Source organism: Crateriforma spongiae (genome assembly GCF_012290005.1).
In the GTDB taxonomy this organism is placed as follows: Bacteria; Planctomycetota; Planctomycetia; order Pirellulales; family Pirellulaceae; genus Crateriforma; species Crateriforma spongiae.
In genome coordinates, this window is record NZ_JAAXMS010000004.1 from 438,335 (window position 1) to 465,237 (window position 26,903).

General features: G+C 58.1%; 18 protein-coding genes. 6 read left to right on the forward strand and 12 right to left on the reverse strand.

The genetic code is table 11. The features are described from left to right. Positions 1-72: 72 nt before the first annotated feature. The 5 genes from HFP54_RS13105 to HFP54_RS13125 form a co-directional block, all read right to left on the reverse strand. A complete protein-coding gene (locus tag HFP54_RS13105) occupies positions 73-2,094 on the reverse strand; it encodes a hypothetical protein (RefSeq protein WP_168565465.1) in 2,022 nt (673 codons plus the stop codon). Positions 2,095-2,242: 148 nt separating this feature from the next. Further along, complete coding sequence (locus HFP54_RS13110; RefSeq protein ID WP_146413776.1) at positions 2,243-2,743, reverse strand: hypothetical protein; 501 nt, start codon at positions 2,741-2,743, stop codon at positions 2,243-2,245. Between the two features lie 276 nt (positions 2,744-3,019). Then, positions 3,020-4,333, reverse strand: a complete 1,314-nt coding sequence (locus HFP54_RS13115; protein WP_235951730.1) for a vWA domain-containing protein — start codon at positions 4,331-4,333, stop codon at positions 3,020-3,022. Positions 4,334-4,424: 91 nt separating this feature from the next. Beyond that, positions 4,425-4,871, reverse strand: coding sequence for a TadE/TadG family type IV pilus assembly protein (locus HFP54_RS13120; protein ID WP_146413775.1), 447 nt, complete (start codon positions 4,869-4,871; stop codon positions 4,425-4,427). Positions 4,872-4,876: 5 nt separating this feature from the next. Beyond that, positions 4,877-5,320: a TadE/TadG family type IV pilus assembly protein gene (locus HFP54_RS13125; protein ID WP_146413774.1), complete on the reverse strand. Its 444-nt coding sequence runs from the start codon at positions 5,318-5,320 to the stop codon at positions 4,877-4,879. A gap of 313 nt (positions 5,321-5,633) precedes the next feature. Here HFP54_RS13125 and pheT point away from each other — a divergent pair, with 313 nt between their 5' ends. Then, positions 5,634-7,670: a phenylalanine--tRNA ligase subunit beta gene (pheT, locus tag HFP54_RS13130; protein WP_168565467.1), complete on the forward strand. Its 2,037-nt coding sequence runs from the start codon at positions 5,634-5,636 to the stop codon at positions 7,668-7,670. Positions 7,671-7,770: 100 nt separating this feature from the next. Here the strand turns inward: pheT and HFP54_RS13135 are convergent, their stop codons facing one another. Next, positions 7,771-8,346: a sigma-70 family RNA polymerase sigma factor gene (locus HFP54_RS13135; protein WP_145297690.1), complete on the reverse strand. Its 576-nt coding sequence runs from the start codon at positions 8,344-8,346 to the stop codon at positions 7,771-7,773. 97 nt (positions 8,347-8,443) lie between these two features. Between HFP54_RS13135 and HFP54_RS13140 the strand changes: the two genes are divergently transcribed. Both HFP54_RS13140 and HFP54_RS13145 read left to right on the forward strand, forming a co-directional pair. Next, entirely contained in the window at positions 8,444-9,496 is a 1,053-nt protein-coding gene (locus HFP54_RS13140) for an NHL repeat-containing protein (protein ID WP_168565468.1), read from the forward strand. A gap of 69 nt (positions 9,497-9,565) precedes the next feature. Beyond that, on the forward strand, positions 9,566-10,633 hold the full coding sequence (locus HFP54_RS13145) for an L-threonylcarbamoyladenylate synthase (RefSeq protein WP_235951732.1): 1,068 nt from the start codon (positions 9,566-9,568) through the stop codon (positions 10,631-10,633). Between the two features lie 3 nt (positions 10,634-10,636). Here the strand turns inward: HFP54_RS13145 and aqpZ are convergent, their stop codons facing one another. Further along, on the reverse strand, positions 10,637-11,371 hold the full coding sequence (gene aqpZ, locus HFP54_RS13150; RefSeq protein WP_146413770.1) for an aquaporin Z: 735 nt from the start codon (positions 11,369-11,371) through the stop codon (positions 10,637-10,639). A gap of 318 nt (positions 11,372-11,689) precedes the next feature. Between aqpZ and HFP54_RS13155 the strand changes: the two genes are divergently transcribed. The 3 genes from HFP54_RS13155 (at position 11,690) to HFP54_RS13165 (ending at position 17,757) form a co-directional block, all read left to right on the forward strand. Continuing rightward, complete coding sequence (locus tag HFP54_RS13155) at positions 11,690-13,159, forward strand: TonB-dependent receptor (RefSeq protein WP_146413769.1); 1,470 nt, start codon at positions 11,690-11,692, stop codon at positions 13,157-13,159. Positions 13,160-13,404: 245 nt separating this feature from the next. Beyond that, positions 13,405-16,581: a mechanosensitive ion channel domain-containing protein gene (locus HFP54_RS13160; protein ID WP_235951733.1), complete on the forward strand. Its 3,177-nt coding sequence runs from the start codon at positions 13,405-13,407 to the stop codon at positions 16,579-16,581. Between the two features lie 144 nt (positions 16,582-16,725). Then, entirely contained in the window at positions 16,726-17,757 is a 1,032-nt protein-coding gene (locus HFP54_RS13165; protein ID WP_168565470.1) for a TIGR00341 family protein, read from the forward strand. A 36-nt stretch (positions 17,758-17,793) separates the two neighbouring features. Here the strand turns inward: HFP54_RS13165 and HFP54_RS13170 are convergent, their stop codons facing one another. The 5 genes from HFP54_RS13170 to HFP54_RS13190 form a co-directional block, all read right to left on the reverse strand. Continuing rightward, positions 17,794-19,329, reverse strand: a complete 1,536-nt coding sequence (locus tag HFP54_RS13170; protein ID WP_168565471.1) for an alpha-L-fucosidase — start codon at positions 19,327-19,329, stop codon at positions 17,794-17,796. A 26-nt stretch (positions 19,330-19,355) separates the two neighbouring features. After that, positions 19,356-20,597: an enolase C-terminal domain-like protein gene (locus HFP54_RS13175; RefSeq protein ID WP_168565472.1), complete on the reverse strand. Its 1,242-nt coding sequence runs from the start codon at positions 20,595-20,597 to the stop codon at positions 19,356-19,358. A 697-nt stretch (positions 20,598-21,294) separates the two neighbouring features. Then, positions 21,295-22,554: a family 16 glycosylhydrolase gene (locus tag HFP54_RS13180; protein ID WP_235951735.1), complete on the reverse strand. Its 1,260-nt coding sequence runs from the start codon at positions 22,552-22,554 to the stop codon at positions 21,295-21,297. Positions 22,555-22,643: 89 nt separating this feature from the next. Beyond that, the gene (locus tag HFP54_RS13185; RefSeq protein WP_168565474.1) at positions 22,644-23,762 is read right to left on the reverse strand and encodes a glycoside hydrolase family protein; all 1,119 of its coding nucleotides are present in this window, start codon (positions 23,760-23,762) and stop codon (positions 22,644-22,646) included. A 53-nt stretch (positions 23,763-23,815) separates the two neighbouring features. Further along, the gene (locus HFP54_RS13190; RefSeq protein ID WP_168565475.1) at positions 23,816-26,896 is read right to left on the reverse strand and encodes a glycoside hydrolase family 2 TIM barrel-domain containing protein; all 3,081 of its coding nucleotides are present in this window, start codon (positions 26,894-26,896) and stop codon (positions 23,816-23,818) included. Between the last annotated feature and the right edge of the window lie 7 nt (positions 26,897-26,903).

The window sequence follows — 26,903 nt, forward strand, 5'->3', positions numbered from 1 at the left end:
CCATACCGCGAAAGCCGCGATTGCGAAATGACTGATTCTGTGCCGATGACGATCGCACGCCCGTGTTGGTCTTTAAAGTGATTCGGTGGCCCAGCGACGGTACAGTTCGCGATCAACGGCCTCCAGCGAAACGACCGGTTGCCGCATTTCGATCTCTTGCAAAACGGGAATCAGCCCCGCTGTGCTGTAGGGACGTGCGATGACTCGGGTGATCGCCGGCCAGCGTGGGTATTCCAGCTGGTCCAAATCAAACGGGGTGGTCGTGTCGTCGACGAAAAACAGGATCGGCAAACGACGGCCCAGCGACGTTCGGCGAACTCGATCGGCCAGCTCGGTCTTCTGTGCATCCCACAACTGGGTCTTGCTGAGGATGAAACGGATGTCGCCGCCGGCAACGATTTCACTCAGTGCACCGGCCACCGTTCCCACGGTGCGAACTTGATAGCCCAGCTGGGTCAGTACGGTTTCCAATTCGGCTCGGACATTGGGACGCGTTTCGATCAGGATCGCGACCGGCCCTGGTGAAAGTTTCTGCATCGCAGCGATGGTCCGGTCGACTTGGCTGCGGCCGGCGAACGCGACACCTGGATCGATTTTGCGAATCGTCATGGCCGCGTCGTAACGGATCCGCGGCAATGAACTGGACGCCAGACGGACCAGCGTGGTGGGCGTCGCCGTGTGGCTGTCCAGCAGTTCGGAGGGAACGTCGATGACGCCCGAGCCGATGATGGCCAATCCGGCGGAGATGGCTTTGAAGTCGCTGCTGTCCCAAGCCTTGTCCAAAAAGTCGTTCATGCCGACCGCCGTCGAAAGCTCGGGATAGGCCGCCAGCATCGATTTGATTTGTTCGTTGTCACCGAAATCCGGATCCACCAAAACGCGATAGCCGGCATCGGCAATCGCGGCGTCTCGCATCAACGACGCGGGCACATCAGCGATACGACGCAAAATCGACGCCAGGTCGGTCGCGCGACGTCGTTCGGCAGCCAATGCATCGGTTTGCACCGGAGCCGCCACGCCTGTGTCGGGATCCAACGTCCAAGCCGTTGCGATGTCTTGGCCGGGGACGACGCGACTGATTCGGTCCGACTGCATGTCGATCGCTTTGCCGATAGCGGCAACGGTCGCATTCTTTGACGGCAGCCCCTTTCCGTGACGTGCCAACAGGCTTGCCGCCGTCTCGCGTGTTTCCTGTGAAGTGTTTTGACCGTGAAGCGCCGATGCGGCCAGCAAGTCCGACCAAGGACTTCGCAGCCCGGCCAACGCGGTCAGCGCGACTTGTTGGGCCGACGCGTCGCCATAGATGGCGTGCTGGATCAGCGATCGGGCGCCGCCCTTACCCAGTCGTCGAAGCAGCGCGATCAAGTCGCGATTGGATGCCAATTCAGGCTGTTCCAACATGCGACCGATGATTTGTTGAATCGATGCGTTGCCGCCACGCAACAGCACGCGGTTGCCGCCCAGGCGGCGGTCAATGGAATCGCTCAGCACGTCGTCGATCGCGGCGGACAATCGTTCGTCCGATTGGTTTTGATCGGCCAACGCGGATTGAGCTTTCCGCAGGATGTCTCGCGACGCGTCGGACAACTCCTCTCGACCGCCCGCTCGCAAGATCAGTGCGGGCCCCATTTCGACGGCGATTCGGCGCAGCGTCGCATCATCAGGCTCGTCCAATCCCGCCAGCAGTTGTTCGACCGCCGCCCACTGGCCGATCGTCGCCATCGACTTCACCGCCGTTGGAATCGTCGACGGCTTTCGTGATGCCAGGTCCAGCGTCTGTCGCACCAGCGGCGTGTCGGCGATCGCTGGCGGGGCATCCGGATCTTCTTCCGTGCCGCTTTGGCCGTCACCGGTGGCGTCCGGTTGATCGTCATCGAAACCCGGATTTCCAAAGTCATCACCACCGAAATCCATATCGCCAAAACCGCCGTCTCCAAAATCGCTGTCGCCAAAACCGGCGTCATCCATTGCCGGGGCGTCAAAGGGAGATTGGGCCTTCAGAACGCCGCCCAGGGTCATCACACAGCAGACGGCGATGGCAAAACACACATGCGCCGGAAATTTCGGGCACGGCTTGGGGAAAAGCAATTGCATGGACGTTCGATTCGGATCGGCGTGGTCACGAAGGCCGTGGCGGACAAGAACGGCAAACACAGCATAGTCGCTGGTCGGGGAATTCCATCGCCGCAAACGGTCGGCCGCTGGCGAAGGGGCTTCCGAGGCGACCGCAATGGCGATCGAATCAGTCGCGCAGACTTTCACGGTCGGATGAATTAAGCGCCGGGTCGGCCTTCAGTTCCTTCAACCGCTCTCGGACGTCCCAGCCGATGGATCCGGGAACAGGATTGCGAAACGCTTTGACCTGCTTCTCCAAGTTTTCGACTTCCCGTTTCCAAGACTCGTGGACCTCATAGGTCCCGGGCTGATTTCTTCGTCGCTGTTCGCGTAATCGATACGACCGGCGCCACATCAGGTTTTCGTCGATTCGAGCGGCCTCGCGGCGCAGGGCCTCCACCTTTTCGGAACGTGACAGTCGGTCAAACTCCGGATCACCGGGTGAATACGAAACATCCCGTGCGTCCACCTCGTTCGATTGGTGATCCACGATCCGCGACGAAAGGCTGACGATCCACATCAAACTGCCGAGCGTCACGACAGCAGACACCACAAAGCCGAGCAGCTTTTTGTGCGTCAGCCCTGCCTTGCGTTGGCGGTCATCGGACGGGGATTGATTGGGCGTCATCAAACGGAAAATTCTCTACATCCGGAATCACCCGCCGCGCTGAAATCGGCGGCGAAGTGCACAAGGATTAGTTTCTGGTCGATCAAGCAACGTTCGCAAAGCGGACGTGCTGACAGGTGCTTGCAGCGGAGCTGAAATGACAAACTCCACCGGTCGAGGCAATCGACCCGATGGAGTCTAGCTTTCAAAATGTCGTCATGACGACGACGTTGAACGAAAAACGTCAAATCAGATGGACGTCCGGATCGTTCCGGGGGCTGTCTTTGATGACGCGTCTTATTCGGTCAACAGCGTCGGCAAATTGTTCGCGATCTCTTGAAAAACCTCGATCAACTGTTCGCCGCTCTCGGCGTGATAGTGTTTACCGTTACAGGCCGCAGCCACGTCGTGCATGTCGGATTGGTTGGCATCCGATCCGAACGTCACCGTGTGTATGGTCATGTTGTAGGTCGACGCAAATTCACGAGCCACGTCCAGAGGGTCTTCGCCTGTGTTGTGGTTCCCGTCGGTCATCACCACCATCGTTTTCGATGCGAAGGGGCGTGCATTGGCATGTTGAAAATGTTTGATGCCTTCACGCATGCCGCGGCCGATTCCTGTTCCACCGCCGGTGTTCAGGTTGTCAACGGCATTCATCGCGACGTCAAAGTCCGGGTCCAACCAAGAATCACGCGATCCGGTGCTGGCATAGCTGGCGATCGCCGCTTGTTCGCTTTGTGGGGTGTCGTCCAAGACATCAAAAAATGCTTCGACGGCATCGACCAGGCTATTCCACTTCACCGCCGGTGGGACGTCGTAATCGAAGTAGTTGTCCCAGGCCCAGCGTTCGAACGACGCCTGGTCTTCGCCGCGACTGTAGTAGTAACCGCCTCGGCTGCGATACAGGATTCCCGCGTCGGCAGCTTCGGCATAGACGTCATAGTTCCACGGCGAATCGCCATCGGGCCATGTCAGCCATTCCATCGATCCGCTGCGGTCCAGCACCAGACTGATGTCTCGGTCCACCTGCATGGCGACCGAACGTTGGGTGGGTTCAAAGTATTCGCGTGAAAAGAATTTGGGGAACACCAGCGGAATCACGCCGCCCAGCGAACTGGCATCGCGGCGTCCATTGACGCGTACGGCGCTGGCGATGACTTGGTTGGCGGCGACGTCGGCGGTGGAAACCTTGGTGAAGTAGTATCGGCTGCCCAGGCCACCGGGCTGCGACGTGCTGCCGAATTCGATCTCATTGGCGGCATCTTCACGACGCAACTGCAACGGCATCCCGTCGACGCTGTTCAGCAATGCGGTGGCAACCGCGGCATCTTTGGCCGCGTCGACCGTCTGTTCTTCGCTGAACGCACGGCCCCCGGCGCGAGCGGCCGCGTCGGTCGCGACAATCAGCTCGGTCCGCGTCAATTGCATGTGTGCCAGGTTCACACAGAAAGCCGCCATCAAAGCCAGCAACGGCAGGATGAAGGCCATCAGAGCCATCACGCTTCCCCGTCGTCGGCCTCGTGGCATCCGTTGAACTCTCCGGTGCAACGCGTTGACGGTGGTTCCGGAGTGTTTTTCGTTCGAAGCGGTAATGCGGAGCGTCTCGTTCATGTCGGCGGTCTCGATGGTGGGCTGGTCGGCGAACGAAAATGGCAAAGGAGATCAATCAAGTTGGCTTGGCATGTTTCGGCGTTTCGGCCGATCAATCCGGCTGGTAGAAACCGGCGTAGCGTTCGGTTCGCATCCGAGCGGTCGACTCGATCGTCGCACTGGGCATGAACATGGACGTAAAGAACGCGACTTCGTCCAAGTCCACGCTGACGGTCACGCTGACTTCTTCACTGTTTTCACCCAGTTCCGCCACGTTCACGGTGTAGCCTTCGCCGACCATCGATGACATCAACCGTTCGGCTTCGACTTCCGCGTCGGCGGCCGTCGCGCCCGGCACGATGGCTTGGCGGGCGGCAAAGTAGGCGGCGTCCTGGGTCAGGTTGCGGACCATGTTCATGCGGGCAAATTCACAGCAGGTGAAGATGACCAGGAACAGGACGTTGGCCACGACGGCGAATTCCACCATCGCGGCACCGCGACGATCGGCGGGACGACGCGTGCGGATTCGACGCGGGCGATTGATTTTTGGTTGCCGCATGTTGATCAATCCTGGTTGGCGTATTCTTTGCGCATCGTGACGCTGGACGAAACGGTCCAGCCGTCATAGATCGATCCCGGCAGCAACAGATTGCCGCTGACCGGCACGGTGACGGTCAGCGTGACGTTTTCCAGAGTGTCCGCACCGTCGAATCCGGGGGCCGCGATCGACACCGCGTTGCCGCCGGTTTCCACGTCGCGTTGACTCAGGAATTCGTTGACTCGTGCGATCGCATCGCCGTTGGTCGCCTCGGATCCCACGCCGGCTCGGGCACCTTCATAGGCGGCCAAGGTGACGGTTTCGCGAAGGAAAAACAGCGAACACAAATCCATCGTGCCCAGTGTCAAAGTCAACAGCACGGGCAACACGATGGCGGCTTCCACCGTGGCAGTCCCCCGGCGCTGCTGACGCGATCGACGCGGCACGGTTCTGGCAATCGTTCCGGACATGACGGTTCTTCGGGACAAGTGGACGAGCGAAAAAGGGCGGGATCGGCCCACGATGACGCGGGACTGATCCTCTTTGGGAAACCTAGCTCGCGTTTGCACGGCATGACGGGCCGATCGCCAAAATTTTTTGTCGCACGATTTGACGGTCACCGGTTTGTGTGCCGTCACCGCGTCATGCCTCCCCTTCGCAGGCGACTTTTTCTATCATCCGTGGCTCGATGACGGCGCCGGTGGCCCCCGGCGGGTCGCCGTCGATTCCGTCTGTGCGTCCATCTCCACCGCCTCCGTTCCGCTTAACACCCAACACAGCGACATGCTTGTTTCCTGGAAATGGCTTTCCCGCTACGTCAATCTGGACATGCCACAGAAGGAATTGGAGGACCGATTCAGCTTTTCCGGATTGAATCACGAGTCCAGTGAAACGGTTGGTGACGACGTCGTGATCGACTTGGAAGTCACCAGCAATCGCGGCGACTGTTTGGGGCATCTGGGCGTGGCCCGTGAAGTCGGCGTGCTGTTCGATCAACAGGTTTGCGTGCCCAAGGTCGAATTGACCGAAGGCGATACGGCGGTGAAATCACTGTTAAGCGTGGAGAACCGGTTTCCCGACGCTTGCCCCCGCTACACCGCCCGCGTCATCCAGGGGGTCAAGATTGGCCCAAGCCCGGCGGAGATCGCGGACGTCTTGGAAAGCGTCGGCATCGGCCTGGTCAACAATGTCGTCGACATCACCAACTTTGTGATGTTGGAATGCGGCCAACCGTTGCACGCATTCGACTATGACAAGATCGCCGGCCAGAAGATCGTCGTCCGTCCGGCCGACAAAGACGAAACCATCGAAGCGATCGATCACCGCCAGTACGCACTGGACCCGTCGATGTGCGTCATCGCCGATGCCGAAAAAGCGTCGGCGGTCGCCGGCGTGATGGGCGGTGCTGATTCGGAGATCAACGAAGCGTCAACGAACTTGGTGATCGAAGCCGCCGACTTCACGCCGCTTTCCGTTCGACGGACCGCGCGGGCGTTGAAGCTGCACAGTCCGTCGTCGTACCGGTTCGAACGACGCGTCGACCCGGCCGGGATCGATTGGGCCAGCCGCCGGGCATGCCAACTGATCGCCCAACACGCCGGCGGCACGGTTTGCAACGGCGTTCTAGACACTGCACCGGAGATACCCGCGCGTCCGCCGATCGTTTTGCGTTTGTCACAGGTCGAACGAATCTTGGGGATCCGCATTGCCCAAACGGAAATTCAGCGGATCTTGACCGCCCTGGGCTGTAAGGAAGACAAGTCGACCGTCGGAGAAAGTCACGCGTTCGTTCCGCCGACGTGGCGTCATGATCTGACACGTGAAGCCGACTTGATCGAAGAAGTCGCGCGGATCCATGGCTATGACAAGATCCCCGAAAACGCATCCATTCCGGTCGCCCCCAGTCGGGCTCGCCCGTTCGATACGGCCGTTTCGAAAGTCCGCCGTGTGTTGACGTCGGCGGGGATTTCCGAAGCGATGACCCCCAGCGTCGTGACCCGAAAGCTGGACGAATCGATCAGCCCCTGGACCGATCGACCCGCGATGCAAACGCAAACGGCAATGTTGGAAGGATCGCGTCGGCTGCGGCGTTCGCTGATCCCCAGCCTGCTTTCCAGTCGTGCGGGGAATTGGTCGGCCTCCAGCCTGCACGCGGACCTGTTTGAAATCGCACACATCTATCTGCCATCGGAGGACGATGACGGGCTGCCCGAAGAGACCTACGCGTTGGGTCTGGTTCGCGGCGGCGATTTCTTCCAGCTCAAGGGGATCGTGGAATCACTGTGCAGTCGCCTCGGGGTGCACGGACGTTTGACGGTCGACGTCGTGGATTGCCAGGGGATTCAATCTGGTACCGCGTCAAAGTTGATGATTCAAGTGGACGGCCAGTCGTACGAGATCGGATACATGGGGACGGTGGATGCGGCCACGCTGAAGTCGTGGAAGTTGCCCGATCCGGTCCAGGTTGCGGAATTGTCGCTGCCGGTCGTTTTCGAATTGGCCAACCTGGTGCCACAGCAACAGTCGATCAGCCCGTTCCCGTCGATCCAACGCGATTTGAATTTCGTTCTGGCCGAATCCGTCCGTTGGGGTGAACTGGAAACCGTGGTGCGATCGGCCGTCGATGAAAACCTGGCCGGCGTGCGGTATGTCGAAACGTATCGCGATGCCGACAAGGACGGGCCAGATACGAAACGCGTGTTGTTGTCGGTCGAATTGCAAAGCGCCACCGAAACGCTGAGCGGCCAGCAAGCCGACACGATGATCCAATCGATCGTCGACGCATGCGATCAAAAGCTCAGTGCCAAGTTGCTCCAGTAATCCGAACCGGTTGAGGCATCGCCGCATTTCGCTTCGCGACAGCGTTTCGCTTTGCGGCGGTCAGGGGCACGCACCCGCACCGCGCCCCGCCTTACATGGCCTACGCTTCGAATTCCCGGCGCAACTGTTTCATTCCCCGGTGCAACAAGCCGGCGATTGAACCATTGGACTTCCCCATCCGCTGTGCCACCTCGGCCAATTTCAAGCCATCCAAATAGTGCAGACGCACGGCATCACGCTGGTCGTCCGGCAGCTTTTCGATCGCCGTCGCCAGCCGAATCACACTCTCGCCGACCGCCATGTGCTGGCTGGGCGTGGCCATGTCGCCGGCCAGCAATTGTTCCAGACGCATCGACGATTGATGCACCGCTTGCTGCATCGATTGTTCCCTGGATACATCGCGTTTGTCACGGTGCATGTCGCGATCCAGGTGACACAGATGATTCGCCAAGATTTGTCTTAGCCAGCCCCGCAGTTCGGCTTCGGTCTTACCGCGAAAACCGTCGAATCCCTGCACGGCCTGCAACATCACCTGTTGGACCATGTCGCTGGCACCGACCTTCGCCTGGTACGCACGACGCGATTGAGTCCGGGCCAGCATTCGCAGATACGGCTCATATCGGGCGATCACCGAAGGGTCGGTCAAGTCGATGTCCGGTTCGGTTTCGTCGTTCATGATATCCTGGCCGTGAAAACGCAGCCGTTGTCTTCGCCGGGGGCAACGCCGCGACAAACCGCCGACACGATTTTGCGTCTGGGAGACATACCGCCAAATGAGTCACCGTATTGTAGTGCGAACCACGCCTGATTGGTTCCGCCGCCCGCATCCGATTTCTTTTGCGCTGGTGGTTTTGATGCTGTTGTCCGTGGACGTCCCGGCCGTCTGGTCGCAAACCGTCACGGCAACCGTTCCGGTCGGCATGCCGTTCGGCGTGGAAGTCGACGGCGATGACGTTTGGGTCACCAGCATCACCGATGAAAGCGTTGGATTGATTTCCCCCGATGATCGTTATCGCCCGCTGATCGGTGGCGCCGAAGCCGGTGTGTTTCAGTGGCCGCATGAAGTCCGCGTCGGTGACGCCAAACAGTTGTACATCGCCGACACTCGGAACCACCGAATCATTCGCGTCGATACCGACGGCGGCAGTGCCGAACAAACCGATCCGGCGGACCATCGCTACCAAGTCATCGCGGGAACGGGCAAAGCCGGCTTTGCCGATGGTCCCGGCGGATCAGCCTTGTTTAACCAGCCACACAGCGTCGTGGTGCTGGACGCCAAGACGTTGTTGATTGCCGACACCAAGAATCACCGCATTCGCAAGTTGGATTTGAAGTCCGGTGTTGTCTCGCCATTCTGCGGCGACGGTTCACCCGAACTTCCAAAGGACGGCCAAGCTCGCCAACAGGCTTCTCTGTTCGGTCCACGTTCACTTGCCGTTGATGACGCATCGATTTGGATCGCCTTGCGTGAAGGCAACAGCATCTGGCGTTTAGATCGCGCGACCGATACGCTGCATCACATCGCCGGCAACGGCCAGAAAGGCTATGACGGTGACGGCGGATCCGCCAAAGCCGCGACGATGAACGGTCCCAAGGGGCTGGACATTGATGCCGAAGGCGGTGTGCTGGTCGTCGACACCGAAAACCACTGCGTGCGCCGTGTTGACGTCGCCGCGGACCGTATCGAAACCGTGTTGGGCGGCAATCAGGCTGCGAAGACGACCGAATTGAAGCGACCGCACGGGATCGCCGCGACGGGGCAGGGCCGATCGTTCTGGCTGGCGGATTCGGAGAACGATCGAATGTTGCTGTTCGAAGATCAGTGACAAACCGGCGGCTACGAATCACACGGCATTTCATTTTCCACATCTGTCCATCGGCAACCCCGTCGTCCGTTGAACCAAGACACCGATCCCGCTTCGCTGATTCACTGGCCCACCGATTCGGCGATACGCCGTGCCGCGGCCGCATTGGCCGCGGGCGATCTGGTGGGCGTTCCCACCGAAACGGTCTACGGCTTGGCCGCCGATGCCACCCGCGATGACGCGGTGTCAAAGATCTATCAAGCCAAGGGACGGCCCAGTACCAATCCGTTGATCGTGCATGCCGCTGACGCGACCGCCGCGCGACGGTACACGTCATTGTTTGTGGGTGACCGACACAACGCAGGCTCGGACCCGACGCTGATCGACCAATGGAAGATTGCATCCGCGTTTTGGCCCGGACCATTGACGGTTGTGGTCCCACGATCGTCATCGATTCCCGACATCGTCACCGCCGGTCGAGACACCGTTGCGATTCGTGTGCCCGATCATCCCGTGATGCGAAAACTGTTGAAACAGTGCCCCTTTCCTTTGGCCGCGCCCAGTGCCAACGTGTCCAACTACGTCAGCCCGACGATCGCCCGGCACGTCGCCGATGGTTTGGGGCAATCCGTGGCGATGGTCTTGGACGGAGGCCGTTGTGACTGGGGGGTCGAATCAACAATCATCCAGTTGGATGCCGACGGCCCACGCCTGCTGCGACCCGGTGGCATCACGGCGGAACAGCTTCGCAGCGTCTTTGGCCGGATCGACGTTCCCGAACAAGGTGTCAATCACTCCAAGGCTCAGGTCGCGCCCGGTCAACTGCCAACGCACTATTCACCCGACAAGTCGCTGGTGTTCGTGGACCGGTATGAAACGCTGCTTGGCGAACCGTCATTTCAAGCACCGCAAAGAATCGGACGCATCGCATTCAGCAGACTGGATGATGCCCAGCGGTCGCAGTTTGACCAAGTCTGGATCGTCGATGAAACGGGCGACCTGCGCCGAATCGCGTCACGTTTGTTTGCCGTCTTGCGTGAAGCCGACCAGAGCGATTGTGATCTGTTGGTGATCGATCGCTGTGAAGAAATCGGTATCGGCCGCGCGATCATGGACCGACTGCGTCGTGCGACGCGGTCGGTCGATCAAAGCCAATAGGTCTTACGCGGCATCCGCGTCATCGGCGTTGACGATGCGGCTGACCACACCAGCCAACGCGGCACCGGCAAGCGGCGCGACCCAGAACAACCACAGTTGGCCGATTGCGGATCCACCGACAAAGACGGCCGGCCCGGTGCTACGTGCCGGGTTCACACTGCAATTGGTCAGCGGGATGTCGACCAGGTGAATCAGAGTCAGCGTCAAACCGATGGCAATGCCTGCGGCGGCTGGTGAAGCGTGTTTGGATGTCGCCCCCAGGATCACGATCAAGAAGATGAACGTGCAAACGATTTCGGCGACCAAAGCGGCCAGCATGCTGTAACCGCTGGGCGAAAATTCCCCGTATCCATTTGCCGCCAATCGGCCCTCGGTGATCACATAACCATCGGGGCCCTGTTGCAACAGAAAATACAGCAAGCCCGACGCGGCGATCGCACCGACGACTTGGGCGATCACATAGCCGGGAAGCTCCGCCGGCTTGAACCGACCCGCCGCCGTTAGGCCGACCGTCACCGCGGGATTCAGGTGACAACCCGAAACACCACCAAAGGCGTACGCACATCCCAGGACGGTCAGACCAAACGCGAAACTGACGCCCAAGTATCCGAATCCCATGTTGGTAGCCAATGCGGCGGATTCTTCGTTGGGAATGTTGGCCGCGAAGACCGCTGCACCGCAGCCGCCGAAAACCAGAATGAACGTGCCGATCATCTCGGCCAATAACTTGCGATGCATCTGCGACATCCTTCGCCAGAAATCAAAGTGTGGGGTGTTGGGGACACACTCTTTCGCGGCTTCGCCTGGTCCCGACCGCACCGCAAATGTCGCACACGCGGGATTCTCAACCCGGTTTCAATCGTCACCCCACGACTTTCCGGTCGTCGGGGTTAAAAGGATCGATCGGGGCAGGTTTCGCTTGAGGGCTGCGCGTGGCCGTAGTTTTCCGGGTTTTTTACCGACTGCGTTTGGTTTGTCGGCAAGAACCTATTGTCTAACCATTGCGCTTTCAGGCGGCTGAAAGCTTCCAAGGCAGTACGGAAAACGAAACGAACCATGCCCAGCGAACGCCCCACCACCGACCGGAAAGCTCTGCAAGTCAATCTGGATTCCCGCCGCTATGGATCGTTCGCCGAGATCGGTGCCGGCCAGGAAGTCGTTCGGTGGTTCTTTCGCGTCGGTGCCGCCGCCGGCACGATCGCCAAGAGCATGTCCGCCTATGACATGTCCGTCAGCGACGCGATCTATGGCAAATGCGACCGCTACGTTTGTCGCCAGCGGTTGGAAGACATGCTGGATCGCGAACACAAATTGAACTTGGAACGGTTGCGTGAAAGCCGTGGGGATTCGACCGCCTTCTTTGCGTTTGCCGACACCGTTTCGGCCCGCAATTATCACGGCACCAACGAATGTCACGGATGGATGGGGATTCGTTTCCAGGCACACCCGCGGGACGAAGACAGCCAGATCATCATTCACGTCCGGATGCTGGACAAGAACATGGAGGCGCAGCAGGAAGCGCTCGGCATCGTCGGCGTGAACTTGTTGTACGGTGCGTTCTTCATGCACCACGAACCCGAACAATTGCTCGAATCGTTGCTGGATAATCTGTCAACGCAGCGGATCGAGATCGACATGATCGAGTTTTCCGGCATCGCATTCCGCCATGTCGACAACCGCGTGATGAGTCTGCGACTGGTGCAGCTGGGACTCAGCAGCGCCGCGATGTTCTCGGCATCGGGCGACGTACTGCAGCCGTCGGAGGTCCTTTACAAGCGACCAATTCTGGTCGAACGCGGCAGTTTCCGTCCGGTCACGCACGTCAACTTGGACATGTTGTCGGCCGCACGTGAAAGCTTCAAGAAAGAAGCCGATGTGGAAGAGGACCGCATCGTCCAGTTGGCCGAAATCACCATGCGGAACTTGCAAGCCAACGGCGACATTGATCTGCGTGACTTCTTGGCCCGCGCCGACACGCTGGCTGCTTGTGGCATGACGGTGTTGATCTCCGACTACTTCGAGTTTTATCGCTTGGCCGCCTACCTTTCGCGGTACACGAAAGAGCGGATCGGGATCACGCTGGGCGCCGGCAGCCTGGCCGAGTTGTTCAACGAAAAGTATTACACCGGCCTAGAAGGCGGCATCTTGGAATCGTTCGGACGCATGTTCAAAAACGATCTGAAGCTGTACATCTACCCGCTGTTGGATCGCGAAACGGGCACCCTGACGACGGTCGACAACCTTTCGGTTTCGCCCGATTTGGACAAGCTGTACCACTACTTGGTCGACACGGGGTGCATCGAACAGCTGGACGCGTACAACCCGGAACACCTTTCGACGTTCTCTCGCGAAGTGTTGAAGATGATCGACGCGGGCGACCCGGCTTGGGAAGACCATGTTCCGGCGGAAGTGGCCAGCGTGATCAAGCGACGCGGATTCTTCGGCCACAAAGCGGGCGTGACGGAATCTCGACTGGCCGCGATGTTGCCCCCGACCCCCAGCATCGGCATGCCGGCGAACATCTGACGCTCCCGCATCGGCACCCGGGCCCGCATCGGCACTCGGGCGCAGCGTGAAACTGGATCGCTGTGGCGGCGAGAGGGCGTTTTGGCGTATGGACAACCGGTCCGTCCTGAATTGGCGGCAAAGAATCCGGCTTTTCCTGCCGCCAACTCGACTTTCAGGCTGCGGTTTCGATGCGCCCCTCACTGATCACCTTTTCATCCGGCTTTTCGCCTCGGCCGTGGCCGCACACGAATATCGGGCCCCGATTGCGGCGGATTCCGGCGTCCGGCCACGCATTGGCGTTGGGAATCATCGTCGCGTTGCTTCCCGGATTGTCGACGGCTCAACAGATCATCGTCCACGGTCCGGTCGCGCCGCCGCTGCACGGCCAGGTCATCTCGTCGACACCCGTCGGCCGGCCGGTCATCGTTTCGGAACGCGTCATTTCCGAACGTCCGGTGCGATCTTCGTCATCCGCATCGGTGACTCGCAGCACCCAGCCGACGTCCGGTTCGACGATCGTAACGCGGCCGATCCGCAACACAACGTCGACCGAGGCCAACGGAAAATCCACCTTTGCCAACACGCGATCCAACACGACGTCGCGTTTCGGTTCGCCCCGTTCGTCTCGATCGTCGGCCGATTCGGGCGTCAAAGCCAATCCGGCGTCGGTCAACGCTGACCCGGCCAGTTATCCGCTGTTGCCCCGAGACCATCGGGAACCTGACGATTGGGCGTCATCGGTCTATGCGGACCAACATCTGCGATCGGCCCGAGACTCCATCGACCGGTTCGATTCGATCCATCGATCGGGGGCACCGGTCATCGCAGACGTCGCCTACGAGAACGCACAGTATGTCAGGCAATGGATCGAAGCGGCGCGATCGTACCTGCGGCTGTCCGATCAGGTTCACGATGCGGATCGCAACCGCCGATCCACGCTGCATGATTTCCAAGAAGTTCAACAGAAACTGGAACACCACGGGCTGACGCCGACCGTCGGATTACTGCTGCGGCACAAGAAAGAACAACTGGACCAGTGGCAGGTCGAACACGGCCAAGCGACGTTCGTCAATCAAGCCTTGTCCGACGCCCGCCAACAGCAGTTGAAGCTGGACTTGGTCGAATTCGACGGTTCCGACCCGATCGCTCAAGCGTCACGTTTGCTGGCCAAAGCCGGCTATCGCGATGTCCCCGATCACGACCCGCTGCGGCGACAAGTCGAAGAATTGTTGGACCAGCGGTACGCTTGGTTGGATTCGCTTCGCACGGCCTATGGCGACTATCAAAACAAACTGAGCGAACTGGATTCGGTGACCAATGCGTCGCGTGACTTGGCCGACGAATATCGCGCGCTGATTGATCGGCATGTGGCATGGATTCGCAGCGACGATCCGATCAGTTTGGCCGACCTGCAGAACTTTAAGAGCGGGATGGGCGCGCTGTTCGACGCCCAACGAAGCGCCGATTTCGGACCGACCGTTGAACGAAAATTGCGTGACAATCCCGTGGCGGGGATCAGCACGTTGGCCTGGATCATTGTCGCATTAGCCGTCCGCTGGCTGGCCAAGTCATGGCTGATCGGTATCGGCAATAAAAAGCGTCTTCGCAAAACGCATCCGATGCGGCGAAAGCTGTACGCCGGCCTTTTGACCGTGGTCGTCGCGACGGGAATCCCATCGTGCTTCTTTTTGATTTCGCGATGGTTGGGCGACGGCATCGTTTCCGAAGCCACGCTGTATGCGTCCAGCGCTTTTGCGGCCGGCAGTCTGGTCGCTCTGTTGATCGAAGTTCCCCGGCAATGGTTGCGTGCCGGCGGGTACTTGGACCAACACGTCGACATCGAACTGGAACGCCGGCCTCGGGCGATGACCTACCTGACCATCGTGGGCACCGGTTTGGTCATTGCCGCCTATGCCGTGACGCTGATGGGGTTGATGAACCAGGGAATGTGGCGTGGGTCGGTGTCGCGAATCGGTTTCATTACCGCCATGTTGTTGGTCGCCTGGACACTGCACCGTTCGTTCAAACCGACCGGCGGATTCTTGGAACCGCTGATCGAAAGATACTGTGGCAGCGTGATTCACCACGCACGATTGTTGCTTTACATCGCCGCCCTGGCCTTTCCGTTCGCGATGATCGGGCTGTCTTTACTAGGATACGGATTCACGACAGCGGAGATCATTCGACGTGCAATTTGGACATCCGTGATCGCGATGTCGGCCGCCATGATCTGGCCGGGTTTGAAATACGCGTCGGAAGAACTGTGGGAACGCATCACCGGAATGGCGGGCGACCAAGCGGACGGTGACGTGATCGGTGGCTATGCGGAAACCGGCAAGGTGTCCGGGGCCTTGGGCGAACACTTTCTGGAACTGAAACACCACTTGGCGTTCCTGTGCCAGTGTGGCTTGGTCTTGGTCGCGGTGTTCGGATTCGGATGGCTTTGGATCGATGTCTTTCCCAATGCACAAGTCGGCAATCCGGTCGTCTGGACCGTCGATGACGTGGTGACCCAAACGGTGATCGATGCGGACGGCACCAGCAGCCTTCAGTCAACGACCGAACCGCGCCCGGTCACCGCGTTTCATTTGGTGCTGGCAGCGGCCACCCTGTTTGTGGCCTTTCAACTGGCAAAGCTATTGCCAGCGCTATTCGATGCGTTGGTTCTGCAGCGTGTTTCCTTTGACGAAGGCATGGAACATTTCACCTTCATCCTTGGACGCGTGTTGATATTCGGTGTCGGATGTCTGGTTGCTGGACGATTCATCGGTTTGCGTTGGCAGACGATCCAGTGGTTGGCGGTCGGGTTGACCATCGGGCTGGGATTCGGGTTGCAAGACATGGTCCGCAACCTGTTCGGTGGCATGATCGTGTTGTTCGAAAAGCCAGCCAGACTGGGCGATCGCATCACGGTGGGCAAGGTCACCGGTCGCGTGGCGGCGCAGCGATTGCGGACCACGGTGTTGGCCGACGATGACGGACGCGAAGTCATCGTTCCCAACAAGAACTTCGTCAGTACCGATGTCGTGAACTGGATGGGGGCGGGACGGCTGAGTGTGGTGGCGATGGAGGTGTCGACCACCCGCGACCAGCGACCAGCCGACCTGTGCCGCATGTTACAGGAATTGATGATCGATCAACCGGACGTTCTGTTGACCCCGGCCCCACAAGCGACGCTTGTGTGCGTGGGCCAGCGGTCACAGCGAATCGAAGTCCGGCTTTGGGTGGAAGAGACCAAGAGCGTCTCCCGATATCGTGACGAAATGCTGCGGTTGATCCGCACCTTCTTAAGCGAACGGGACCTGCTGGCCGGCAATCAGCCGTCGCAACCCGAACTCGCCGACGTCATGCCCGGCGGCGACGAACTTGACAACCTTTTCGACGACGATTTCGACACCCCCAACCTCTCCAAACCCGCCCGTCGACGCCGCCGCGCCTGAATAAGGGGTCAGGCGTCTTTGTTTGCCTTTGCGGTCGACTTTGGGTGCCGTGGATGCTTGGGTCAGGTGACCGTGATATAGTCTTCGCTTGGCGGCCGAGCGCTTGGCCACCCTGTGGTCGTCGGGGTATAGAATGAGATTGCGTTGAGATTTCTGCAGATATTCATCCCCGAGAACGCCGACGGTAACTTCGACGATTTGTTGGAGGGCCAGAAGGTTCTTGGTACTTGGCGTGACGATACTTCCGATCAACGGATTGTATTGCACTTGCTGGTGCCCGCCGAAGCCACCGAGCCGATCATGGACCGGTTCGAGGAAGCGTTTGGGAAATACGAAGGCTTCTGTATTGTTGTGCTGCCGGTCGAGGCGGTTCTGCCACGCCCCGACGTCACCAAGGAAACGGATCAAAACACTGACGCAGACGATGGCTCGGATCAGGAAGGCACCAGCGACAGCGGTCGGGTCAGCCGCGAAGAGTTGTACAGTGAAATCACCGAAACGCTGGGCATCGATCGAGTCTTTCTGGCGATGACAATCCTGTCGTCGGTCGTCGCAGCGGTCGGACTGTTGCGAGACGACGTCGCGGTGATCATCGGTGCCATGGTGATCGCGCCGCTGTTGGGGCCGAATGTGGCCATGTCGTTGGCGACGACCCTGGGCGATCTTGCGTTGTTGCGTCGGGCTTTGCTGACCAACGTGGTCGGGGTGACCGTGACACTGTTGGTCGCGTTGGGCATTGGAATCATGCTGGAAGTTGATCCGACCATTCCTGCGATTCAGTCACGGACCGAAGTCAATCTTGGCGACCTGACTTTGGCATTGGCCGCCGGTGCCGCGGGAACGTTTGCCTTCACCCGTGGCATGTCCAGCGCGGTGATCGGAGTGATGGTGGCGGTTGCATTGATGCCGCCGCTGGTCACATTCGGCATGTTATTCGCCGAAGGAGCCTATCGATCTGCCGCCGGGGCGATGATGCTGGTAATGGCCAACGTGGTCAGCGTCAATTTGACGGGCGTCGCAACCTTCATTGCTCAAGGCGTACGGCCACGATCGTGGTGGGAAGAGGAGCAGGCCAGACGATCGACTCGGATTGCGATCGCCATCTGGGTCACGTTGTTGATCGCACTGATTGCCATCCTGTTGGTCTATCAGAACAACGAGACGCTGATCGACTGACCAGCACGCCACATCGAAAAACCAAGGGACTTGCCGCTATTGCGGCACATTAATCTTCAGCACGATCGCGTCCTCGAACGGCGGATCAACGATCGATTCAATCGTCAGGCCCTCACCAGATAATCGCCATTTCAAGGTTTGGTCTGAACCGAGCACAGTGATGGAATCAATCTGCTTTAGTCTTGGGTGTTCGTTGGCGTTCAATGATTGAATCAGCACTTCGCCTTGAGGAGCCTGCAAGATCGTTGCGTAGATGGTGCCGGGTTTTGCCGTGAATCGAATGTCAGCGCTAGTGAAGTCGGCGTTTTTACCTTCGCTGAGGTGGCCAGTCGCGACTTTGGTGGGGCCTTCGCCGAAGACTTTCCAGGGCCGCGTGCCATAGATGGCTTCGCCGTTGACCGCCAGCCAGCGACCGATCTCCCGCAACACATCGGCCTGTTGATCTGGGATGCGACCGCTGCCATCCGGCCCGATATTCAGTAGCAAGCAGCCGTTCTTGCTGACGATGTCGACTAAATCATCGATCAAGGAATTGGCGGATCTGGATTGCCAGTCCTCACAGTAGAACCATGAATTGCTGCCCACCGATGTGTCAGTCTGCCATAGTTCGTTCAACATTTCGTCTGATTTGCTGCGTTCCAGATCCAGCATATGCGTTCCCTTGGGATACGAAGGGAATCGCAGGTTCTTGGTTTGCAAGACCGTGGTCACGCCACGTGCCCGGCCATGGTTGTAGTAATAGGCGGCTAGCTTTGGATGGTACGGAGCAAACTCAGGGGAATCGAGCCCGAAGTCGAACCACAAGATGTCCGGCTGGTAGTTGTCGATGATCTCTTTGGTGCGAACCCACCACATCTCCAAGAATTCTTTGCTCGCAGGCGCGCCAAGATCGTGGAGCGGCGCGTACAGGTCCGAGTACGCGGGGTTCCCCGTGTCATAAGCGGGATCTTGCGGATAGTACCGCCAATTAAACGCATAGTGCGATGACGCGCCAAAGATCAATCCTTGTCGCCGAATTTCATCACGCAGCTCGGCCAACAGATCACGCTTGGGACCAATCTGAACCGAATTCCAGCGTGTATGGGACGAATCATACATCGCGTAGCCATCGTGGTGCTCGGCCACCGGAATGACATACTTCGCACCGGCCTCGACAAATAGATCCACCCATTCTTTCGCGTCAAAGTTCTCCGCTTTGAACATGGGGATCAGATCCTTGTAACCCACCTCGGACGGATCGCCGTAAGTCCTCACGTGATACAGGTACGCCGGATGAGGTTGATGGACTTTGATTTCACCGGTCACGTGATGTCGCTGGACCGTATCCTCATACATCCAACGCGGATACCAATCGGTCTCGTGTTCGGAAACGCACGACGGACCCCAGTGGACGAAGATTCCGAACTTGGCGTCGGCCATCCAGTCAGGAATTTGATACTTCTGCAGCGATTCCCAGTTGGGCTCGTAGTGCGATTCTTCCTGGGCCGTCGCCTGCACAACCGTCACCAGGAAGACGGCGAGCATTGCGAATGCGGGCGAGAACGTGGAAGCGGTCTTGCTGAGTCGAGACATGGGTAAATGGACGCGTGAGCGTCTCCTTAGGTGCTTTTCGCCTCTTTCAGATCACAGGTTGCCCCGGGAACGTCGGGCGTGCGGTAGATGCCTGCGTCGACATCCGCCGGGTGGACGAAATGGTCGCGAAGGTGTGGAATATATTCCAGGAAGACACGTTCATGCCCCAACGAAATATGGTTAAACAACACTAAATGCTGGTGCAGTTGTCCCATGTCGCCGACGTGCGGAACAACCTTCAGGCCTTTTTGCCGAGCAAGCATGCTGATCGCAATGAATTCGCTAACCCCAGCGACACGAACCGCGTCAACTTGGACAAATTGCATGGCACCGGCAAGTATGAAGTTCTTGAACATGACGCGATTGGGAACGTGCTCACCCAACGCGATCGCTGATGGGGCGATGGCTTTGGAAAGCTTTTGATGGCCCAAAACGTCGTCCGGATGAGTCGGCTCTTCGATCCAAAACGCTTTCAAGTCCGCCAGTTTCTGACACATGTCCATCGCTCGCGGAAGATTCCACGCTTGGTTGGCGTCAAACATCAGACGCGTCGACTCGCCGACCACGTCGCGGACGAGTTCGGCGCGACGAAGATCACGTGCACTGTCCGCCGACCCGACTTTTAGCTTCATCGCGGTGAATCCTGCGTCGAGTGCCTTTTTCGCGTTGGCGACGATCACATCATCAGCGTACGTAAACCACCCGACCGATGTATCGTATCCGGGGTATCCGTTCCGGACGACTTGCATTCGATCTTCACGCCCGGGACGATTGACATTTAACAACTCGATCGCTTGTTCACGCGATAGCACTTCCTCCAAATAGGTCAAGTCCAATGTGTCGACGATGGCTTCTGGCGACAAATCAATCAACAACTTCCACAGCGGGACTTGCCGAGCCTTCGCCCACAAGTCAAAGCATGCGTTGGCGATCGACGAAAGCGCCAGATGCACGACGCCTTTGTGCGGCCCGAGCCAACGCAGTTGCGGATGGTCGGCCAACTCACGCGACACGACGCCCCAACGACTCATCAGGTCTTCGATATCCTGGCCAATCAGTCGATCCGTGAGTAACTCGATCGCTTCACAAACCAATCGATTTCCACCACCCAAGGTGAACGCAATGCCCGTCCCTGCGTCGTTGGTGTCGGTCCTCAAATGCGTGACGGCATAGGAGTAAACCGGTTCACTGTGAACCGCATCAACCCCTTCGCCCGGTTTCAACGGAAAACGGGCGTCGCGTGTTTCGATCATCTTGATGGTGGGCATATTGAGTCGTTTTGCTTGTCCCCGTTTTCCACGATATTGTTAGAAAACAAATTGGGAGATCTCACGATGAACTGCGATGAACGGTGCCATGCCACAGCGGGCAAGCAGTCCCCATTCAATCTCTTTTATTATCAAGCTTGCGATTCTAACGTCTCCGATGTCAGCAAAACAAAAAGCGTCAGACATGTCCTCCCTATCATATCGCACTGATTGAACTTCACCTGCCACTGCGTCAATGTGTTCCAATTCGGCGCGTCATCTTCGCCGCGCTGACCAATCCACTCCGGAACAGCCAGGCTTCCCACACAACCGAAACATATAGAATTGGCGATAGGATAATCGCAGCAGATCGTTTCACACGATTCGCCACCAAACGATCTCGACGTGATTGAAACAGCAACCTCACGCAGCGATGTTTCTCCGAGACATCACCCCAAAGTCTTTGCTATCCGCCAAGGAAAGGTTGACCTACTTGATCACTCGACATTCTTGCCAAACGGAGGATCGCCGGCGGATCATGAACACCGTTGTCATACGGCGACGCTTTGACCCGCAGTATTTCGCCATGAAAAGTGATGCTGCCGTTCTCCGACGTGACGACTACCAACCCATTGTCGCCTTATCAATCGTCACACCAAGCATCAATGGTGAACTAGGTTCAACGCGACCGGCACACGAATCGCAATGAACACCGCATTCATTGATCGCTTTCCTTTTGGTAATAGCGAACCCAATCGACCTTCATGCTGGTCCCGTCGATTTGGTCGGAAACGGTGCCGGCCCATCGGATGATGGCTTCACTGAGCCAGATCGGGCATTCGCTTTTGCAAAATTCGTTGGGCATGCGGCGTAGTTCCTTGCGGTCCTGGTAGAAGACCAATTCGTCTTCGGTCCACAGCAGACCGTAGGTGTGATAGTTGGCACCAAAGTCGGCTTCGTCCTTGGAATTCATCGTGGCCACATCATGCCACGTTTTACCGTCATGGGCTTGGATCTTGTAATCGCTGACTTGGCCCCATCCGGTCCAATGTCCATCCTTTTGCCAACCATTGATGAACTGGATGCAGCCAATGGTGATCGGCTCGGGCCATCGCAGTTCGATCCATTTTTCGCCTTCGTCGGGCGATGTCCAACTGGTGAGTGTCGTTCCGTCGACCGCATGTTCGGGACGTGTGTTTGGGTTGTGCATACCACTGGCGGTGACTCGGACGGATGGGTCGGTGGCGTGATTGACCAAGCCGTTGATGTCTTGATCGGCCGTTTCCGAAAGTGGGTCCGGGTAACGGTCGCCGACACCAAAGACGCGAAGTTCGCGGATGTGGAAATGAGGACTGGTGTTGGAGGTCAAACGCAGACGTGTCGTCGTGATGGGGATTTCCAGCGGCAGCGAATAGTCTGGACGCATGCCAAAAGCGAAACCTTTGTGGGCCGACGGATGAGTCTTCTTTCCATCATCACCGACCACCACGTCGGACCAATTGTGAATGTTGGTGTTCACTTCATTGGGATAGTGACCTTCGTTGATGTCGATTTCAAATCGCTTGCCTTCGTCCGGATCGGCGCCTCGTGTCATTAGCCAGAATGAATTGTTTGTCCCCGTGGCTTCGGCATAGCGATAGCGGCATTCGAAATAGCCGTACTTGAATTTCTTTCGCGTCCAGATGCTGCCGGACGTCCAGTCTTGGCCGCCGCGTTGCTGTTTCCGATTGACCAGGTGCAGGATTCCGTCTTTGACCACCACGTTTTCACGCCATCGGCTGCACAAGATGTGATGGCTGGGGGCGTTCTGGGATTCCCAGTGTTTGTCCAATTCTTCGTCGGGGTAATCAAACTCGTCCTGCCACACGAGTTTCCAATCTGACAAATCCATCTGCGGCTGAGTGGCAGACGGCGAAGGATCGCCGGGAGTTTCCGCATAAGACGATGGAACGACGGCGCCCAGGACGATGGTCAGCATGCCGATCGTTACAAGGCAAGGACAAGGGTGAAGGCGAGACATTGGGTGATGGTGGGGCGGAAGGAATGAGGTTGGGATTTAGAAGCAGACTACTTCGCGTCGGTCGAAGTCAGCGGGATATGGACGTTGAACGAATGCAGTTGCTGGTCGGTTTCTTCGCCGGCGCAGAACAGCACGGCGGGCTTTCCGTTTTCCATCCATAGTTGCGGACGTTCCAAACGGTTCAGCTTTTGATGAGTCCCGTCGGCCCACGTCAGTTCGCGGGCGGTGACCAGCGGGTTGGCGGCGACTTCCCAATCCAGTCCGTTTTTGGATGTGAACAGTGCCAGTGAATCGGTGTTCAAGCCGTTGAATGCGCCGTGGTGGTCGTTGACGATCGCCAAACAGGTTTCGCCCTGCGACCAGATGAAGGGATCTTCGGCGGAGAAGTTTTCGCCCGGGACCGTGAACAGCGGTTTCATGTGCTTTTCAAACGGACCGGTCGGCGAATCGCTGGTCGCCGCCAAGTGAACAACGGGACCTCCGAAAGGCCGCTCGCGTTTCAGACCCACCGCTTTGTAGATCAACACGAACGTTCCATCGGACCGCCGAAGGATCGACGGGTTGCTGGTCATCAACGCGTCCGGGGCCGATTCATCAGGCGTGATGTCGATCAGCGGTTGATCAAAACGCTTCCACGGACCTTCCGGATGATCGGCAACGGCGACGCCGATCCGTTGGTTGTTACGATGCGTCCAATTCAAACGCTCGGTTGGTTTCCGATCGCCCGTATTGCCCATGTAGTACAGGTAATACTTTCCATCGAACTCATGCACCGTGGGGTTGTGAGTGCAAAGCCCGTCCCAGTATTCGGCACCACGTTCGGGCAACGCGACGTCCACGTGCCTGTACGGCCCCAACGGATGATCGGCGACGGCATGTGCGATTTCCGAATGAGTCACCCAGGCACCGTGTTTCAAATCACGCGGCCAGCGGCTGTACAACAGGTGGCATTTTCCGTCGGCGTCACGCACCATACTGCCACCCCAAATGTAATAGCCTTCGTCGATGAACTTTGCCGATGCGGGAACCGGTCCCAACATTGCGTGAAGGTTCATCTGGGCCGGATCATCGGACTGTGGGCTTTCAGCGTGAACGAAACTCGTGATGCCGATCGAAGCGATGCAGCACAGGATCAGCGTTGAAACAACGGGCTTGATGACTGTCATGAGGGTGGGCTTGTGGGGTAAGGATTCAAAACGTGTGGAAGGATGGCGGGAAATCATTCGGCAAAGACGTCTTCGGTGGCGGTCACGATGTTCGACCACCCGCTTTCTTTGCCCGATGCGATTCGTTTCATGCGAAGCGAAACTGACTTGGCACCGTCGACATCGACTGACAACATGCCTCGCAGATCGGTTTGCAGTTCACCGGACAGATTCGATGCGTCTTCCCCGTACTGAACGACATAGGTCGCATCATCCGGCTGGGCGGAGTATCCAACGACCAGCCGCCCGTCATGAACGAAAGCGTGCCAGATGACTGGCGGCAAGATTGTGCCGTCGGTGGTCACATCGATCGGTTGCGACGTCTCACTGTCGCCTTTCGTGTTGGACGCAATCACACGGACTTGATAGTCGACGCCGCTTGTCAGTCCGCTCAGATCGACGTAGGGATCGATTGTCCGTTTGCTGTCGGTGGTCGTTCCGTCGGGACCAATGCAGCGAACAAACCACTCGTCGGCTGACGCGGGCCGGTCAAAGAAAACGCGAATGGAATCATCGATTGCGATCGCCTTTGCCCCGGTCGGCTTGGGCGGTACGGCAAACCGCTGGACCGTTTCGTAGCGTGTGAATCCGTTGGGTGTCACCAAGCGAGCGACCAAGTCAAACGCGTCGACCGGGATGGTTTGCCACTGGATGGTTCCCGTCCACGGTGCATCTCCGGGCTGTAGCGTTGGCAAATCGATCGACTCGGTCAGCAGCGTGTTGCCATCGGAATCGCGAAACTGCCACACCAGGTCATAGTCTCGCATGGTGAAACAGGGATAGTCATCGCGACCGCGAATCGGAATCGTCACCGACGCACGGTTTCGATTGGGATCGATTGCGTCGATTTGAATGTCCAGAACGGGGCTGTTTTCCGCTTGGCACTGCGTGAACAGTCGTCGTTTCTGTCGCCAAACATTGACCAAGCCCCACGCACGATTTTCGTCTTCCAGGGTTTGTGCATACCCGCTGCGGTAATCGTTGTAGGTCCACAGTGATGCACCGATGACAAATGGAAAATTGCCGCGGATGCACGCGTTCCACTGATCCAGTTCGGGCAGAAAACCGTCCAAGCTGGCTTCGGTGAATTTGCCCAAGCCAAATTCGGAAAAGAAGATCGGCTTGTTCGGCCATTTCCGATGCAGGGCTTCGATCATCGTCGTCGGCCGCTGCATGTAACAGTTCTGCAGCATCACATCGGATTCGCCAAGCGGATCGGTTTCCGGGGTTTCGTGATCGCGATAGCCCGTGTTGCTGACACAACTGACCAAGCGGTGCGGGTCCAGTTCGCGTCGCACGTAGTCGATCATCTTGGCGACGTACGTGTAGTGGTTGCTCAGTTCATTGCCGACGCTCCATCCGATGATGGACGGATGGTTCACGTCACGCTCGATCATCTCCCGCAACCATTGACGCGTCAGCGGATAATCGGGCGGTGTGAATTCCGGATTGGTTAGTTCGCGAACGTTGACCTCTTCGAACAACAGGATGCCGTTTTCATCGCACAGTTCGATCAGCCGCTTGTTTTGTGTGCCGTGCATGATCCGCATGAAGTTCGCGTTGGCGTTCTTCATCAGCCGAACGTCGTGTTGCAGCACATGCTCGGGTTCTGAACTGCCCCAGTAACGATGGTCGCTGACGCGGTTGTATCCCGCCAAGCGGACCTTTTCGCCGTTCAGCCACAAGCCCTCGGGTTTGATCTGAACTTTACGAATGCCAAATCGATCGCTGCGTGAATGTTGTGGCGAACCTTTTTCGCGAAGCGTTGTTTTGGCGCGATACAGGTGAGGGCGGTCGAAATGCCAAAGGTGCACGTCGGCGGGCTTTAAGTCGAAGTCGATCGAAACTTCACGATCGTTCATCGCTGGCACCGTGACGGTGGCCGCGGCGGAACCCAGCAACCGATCACCGTCGTAGAAATCCGTTCGCAAATCGACGGTGCGTTGTCGCGTGCTGTCGTTGGTCGCGCGGACTCTTGTTTGGATTGCCGCAGTCCCAGCGTCCAAATCGGGTTCCGCATGAACGTACTGGTAAGACACACGGACGTCGCTGGTCTGAACCAACGACACGTCGCGGATGATGCCGCCCCAATTCCAGGTGGCACCGACCAAGAAGTCATTGTCGGCCTGGACCGCAAGCACATTTGTGCCGTCGAAATTCAATTGGTCCGTGACATCAAACTCGAACGGGGTCAGCCCACCTTGATGACGTCCAATGTAGCGACCGTTCAAGAAGACGCGAGCCACGTGATAGACGGCTTCGAAACGCAAGCGGATGCGTCGACTCTCATCTCTTTGCCATGTTTCGGGCAAGGTGAACGATCGTCGATACCAACCTTTTCCGTTGTAATTGCTGTACTTGTTCCGCATCCCCCAGTGACCCGGCACCGGGATCGCATCCCATTCGGAATCATCCAATTCGGGCGACGGTGCGTTGCGGGTATCGGCACGTGACGCCATCCACTGTGCATCGGAAACGGGACGCAACATCACTGCGTCAGCGGCAACACCACCGGGCGTGATGGCGGACATTTCAAGGAAATGATCGCCGCCGGGATGCAATCGATAGACGCCCAGGCTGACCCATTGTCCGCATCGAACACGCTGGCTGATGTGTTGTGTGTCGGTTCCGTCGGCGTGAGCAATCCGCACTCGCGTGGTCAAGTGATGACCAAAGGGATAGTAGACGAAGTGTTCGAACAGCCCGGCCGTTGGTGGCGTGGTGTCGAATCGTACGGCCGGCAATGATTTTCCGGGAATGAAGTCTTCGTCGGTATAGAACCGTGTCCGATAGTCATCGCCCCAATGTTTCGTGTCACGATCGCCTTCGGTTTTGCGGCCCCACTTTCCAATGACCTCGACGCGATCGTTGTTGGCATTGTCGATCACCATGTCATCGGGACCGGCCTGAATGCGACGCGGATCAGAACCTTCGCCGAAGAACGTTTTGAATTTCCACTCGCCGCCAAGCGAGACGACTTGTTCGCCTTCGCCGGATGGCTGTTGGGCAAAAGCCAGCGGAGTCGAAAGAATCCAAGCAACAACGAAACAGATTCGAACCATGTTGAAGCGCGACAGATCAATGGGGCGGGACATCGGTGGG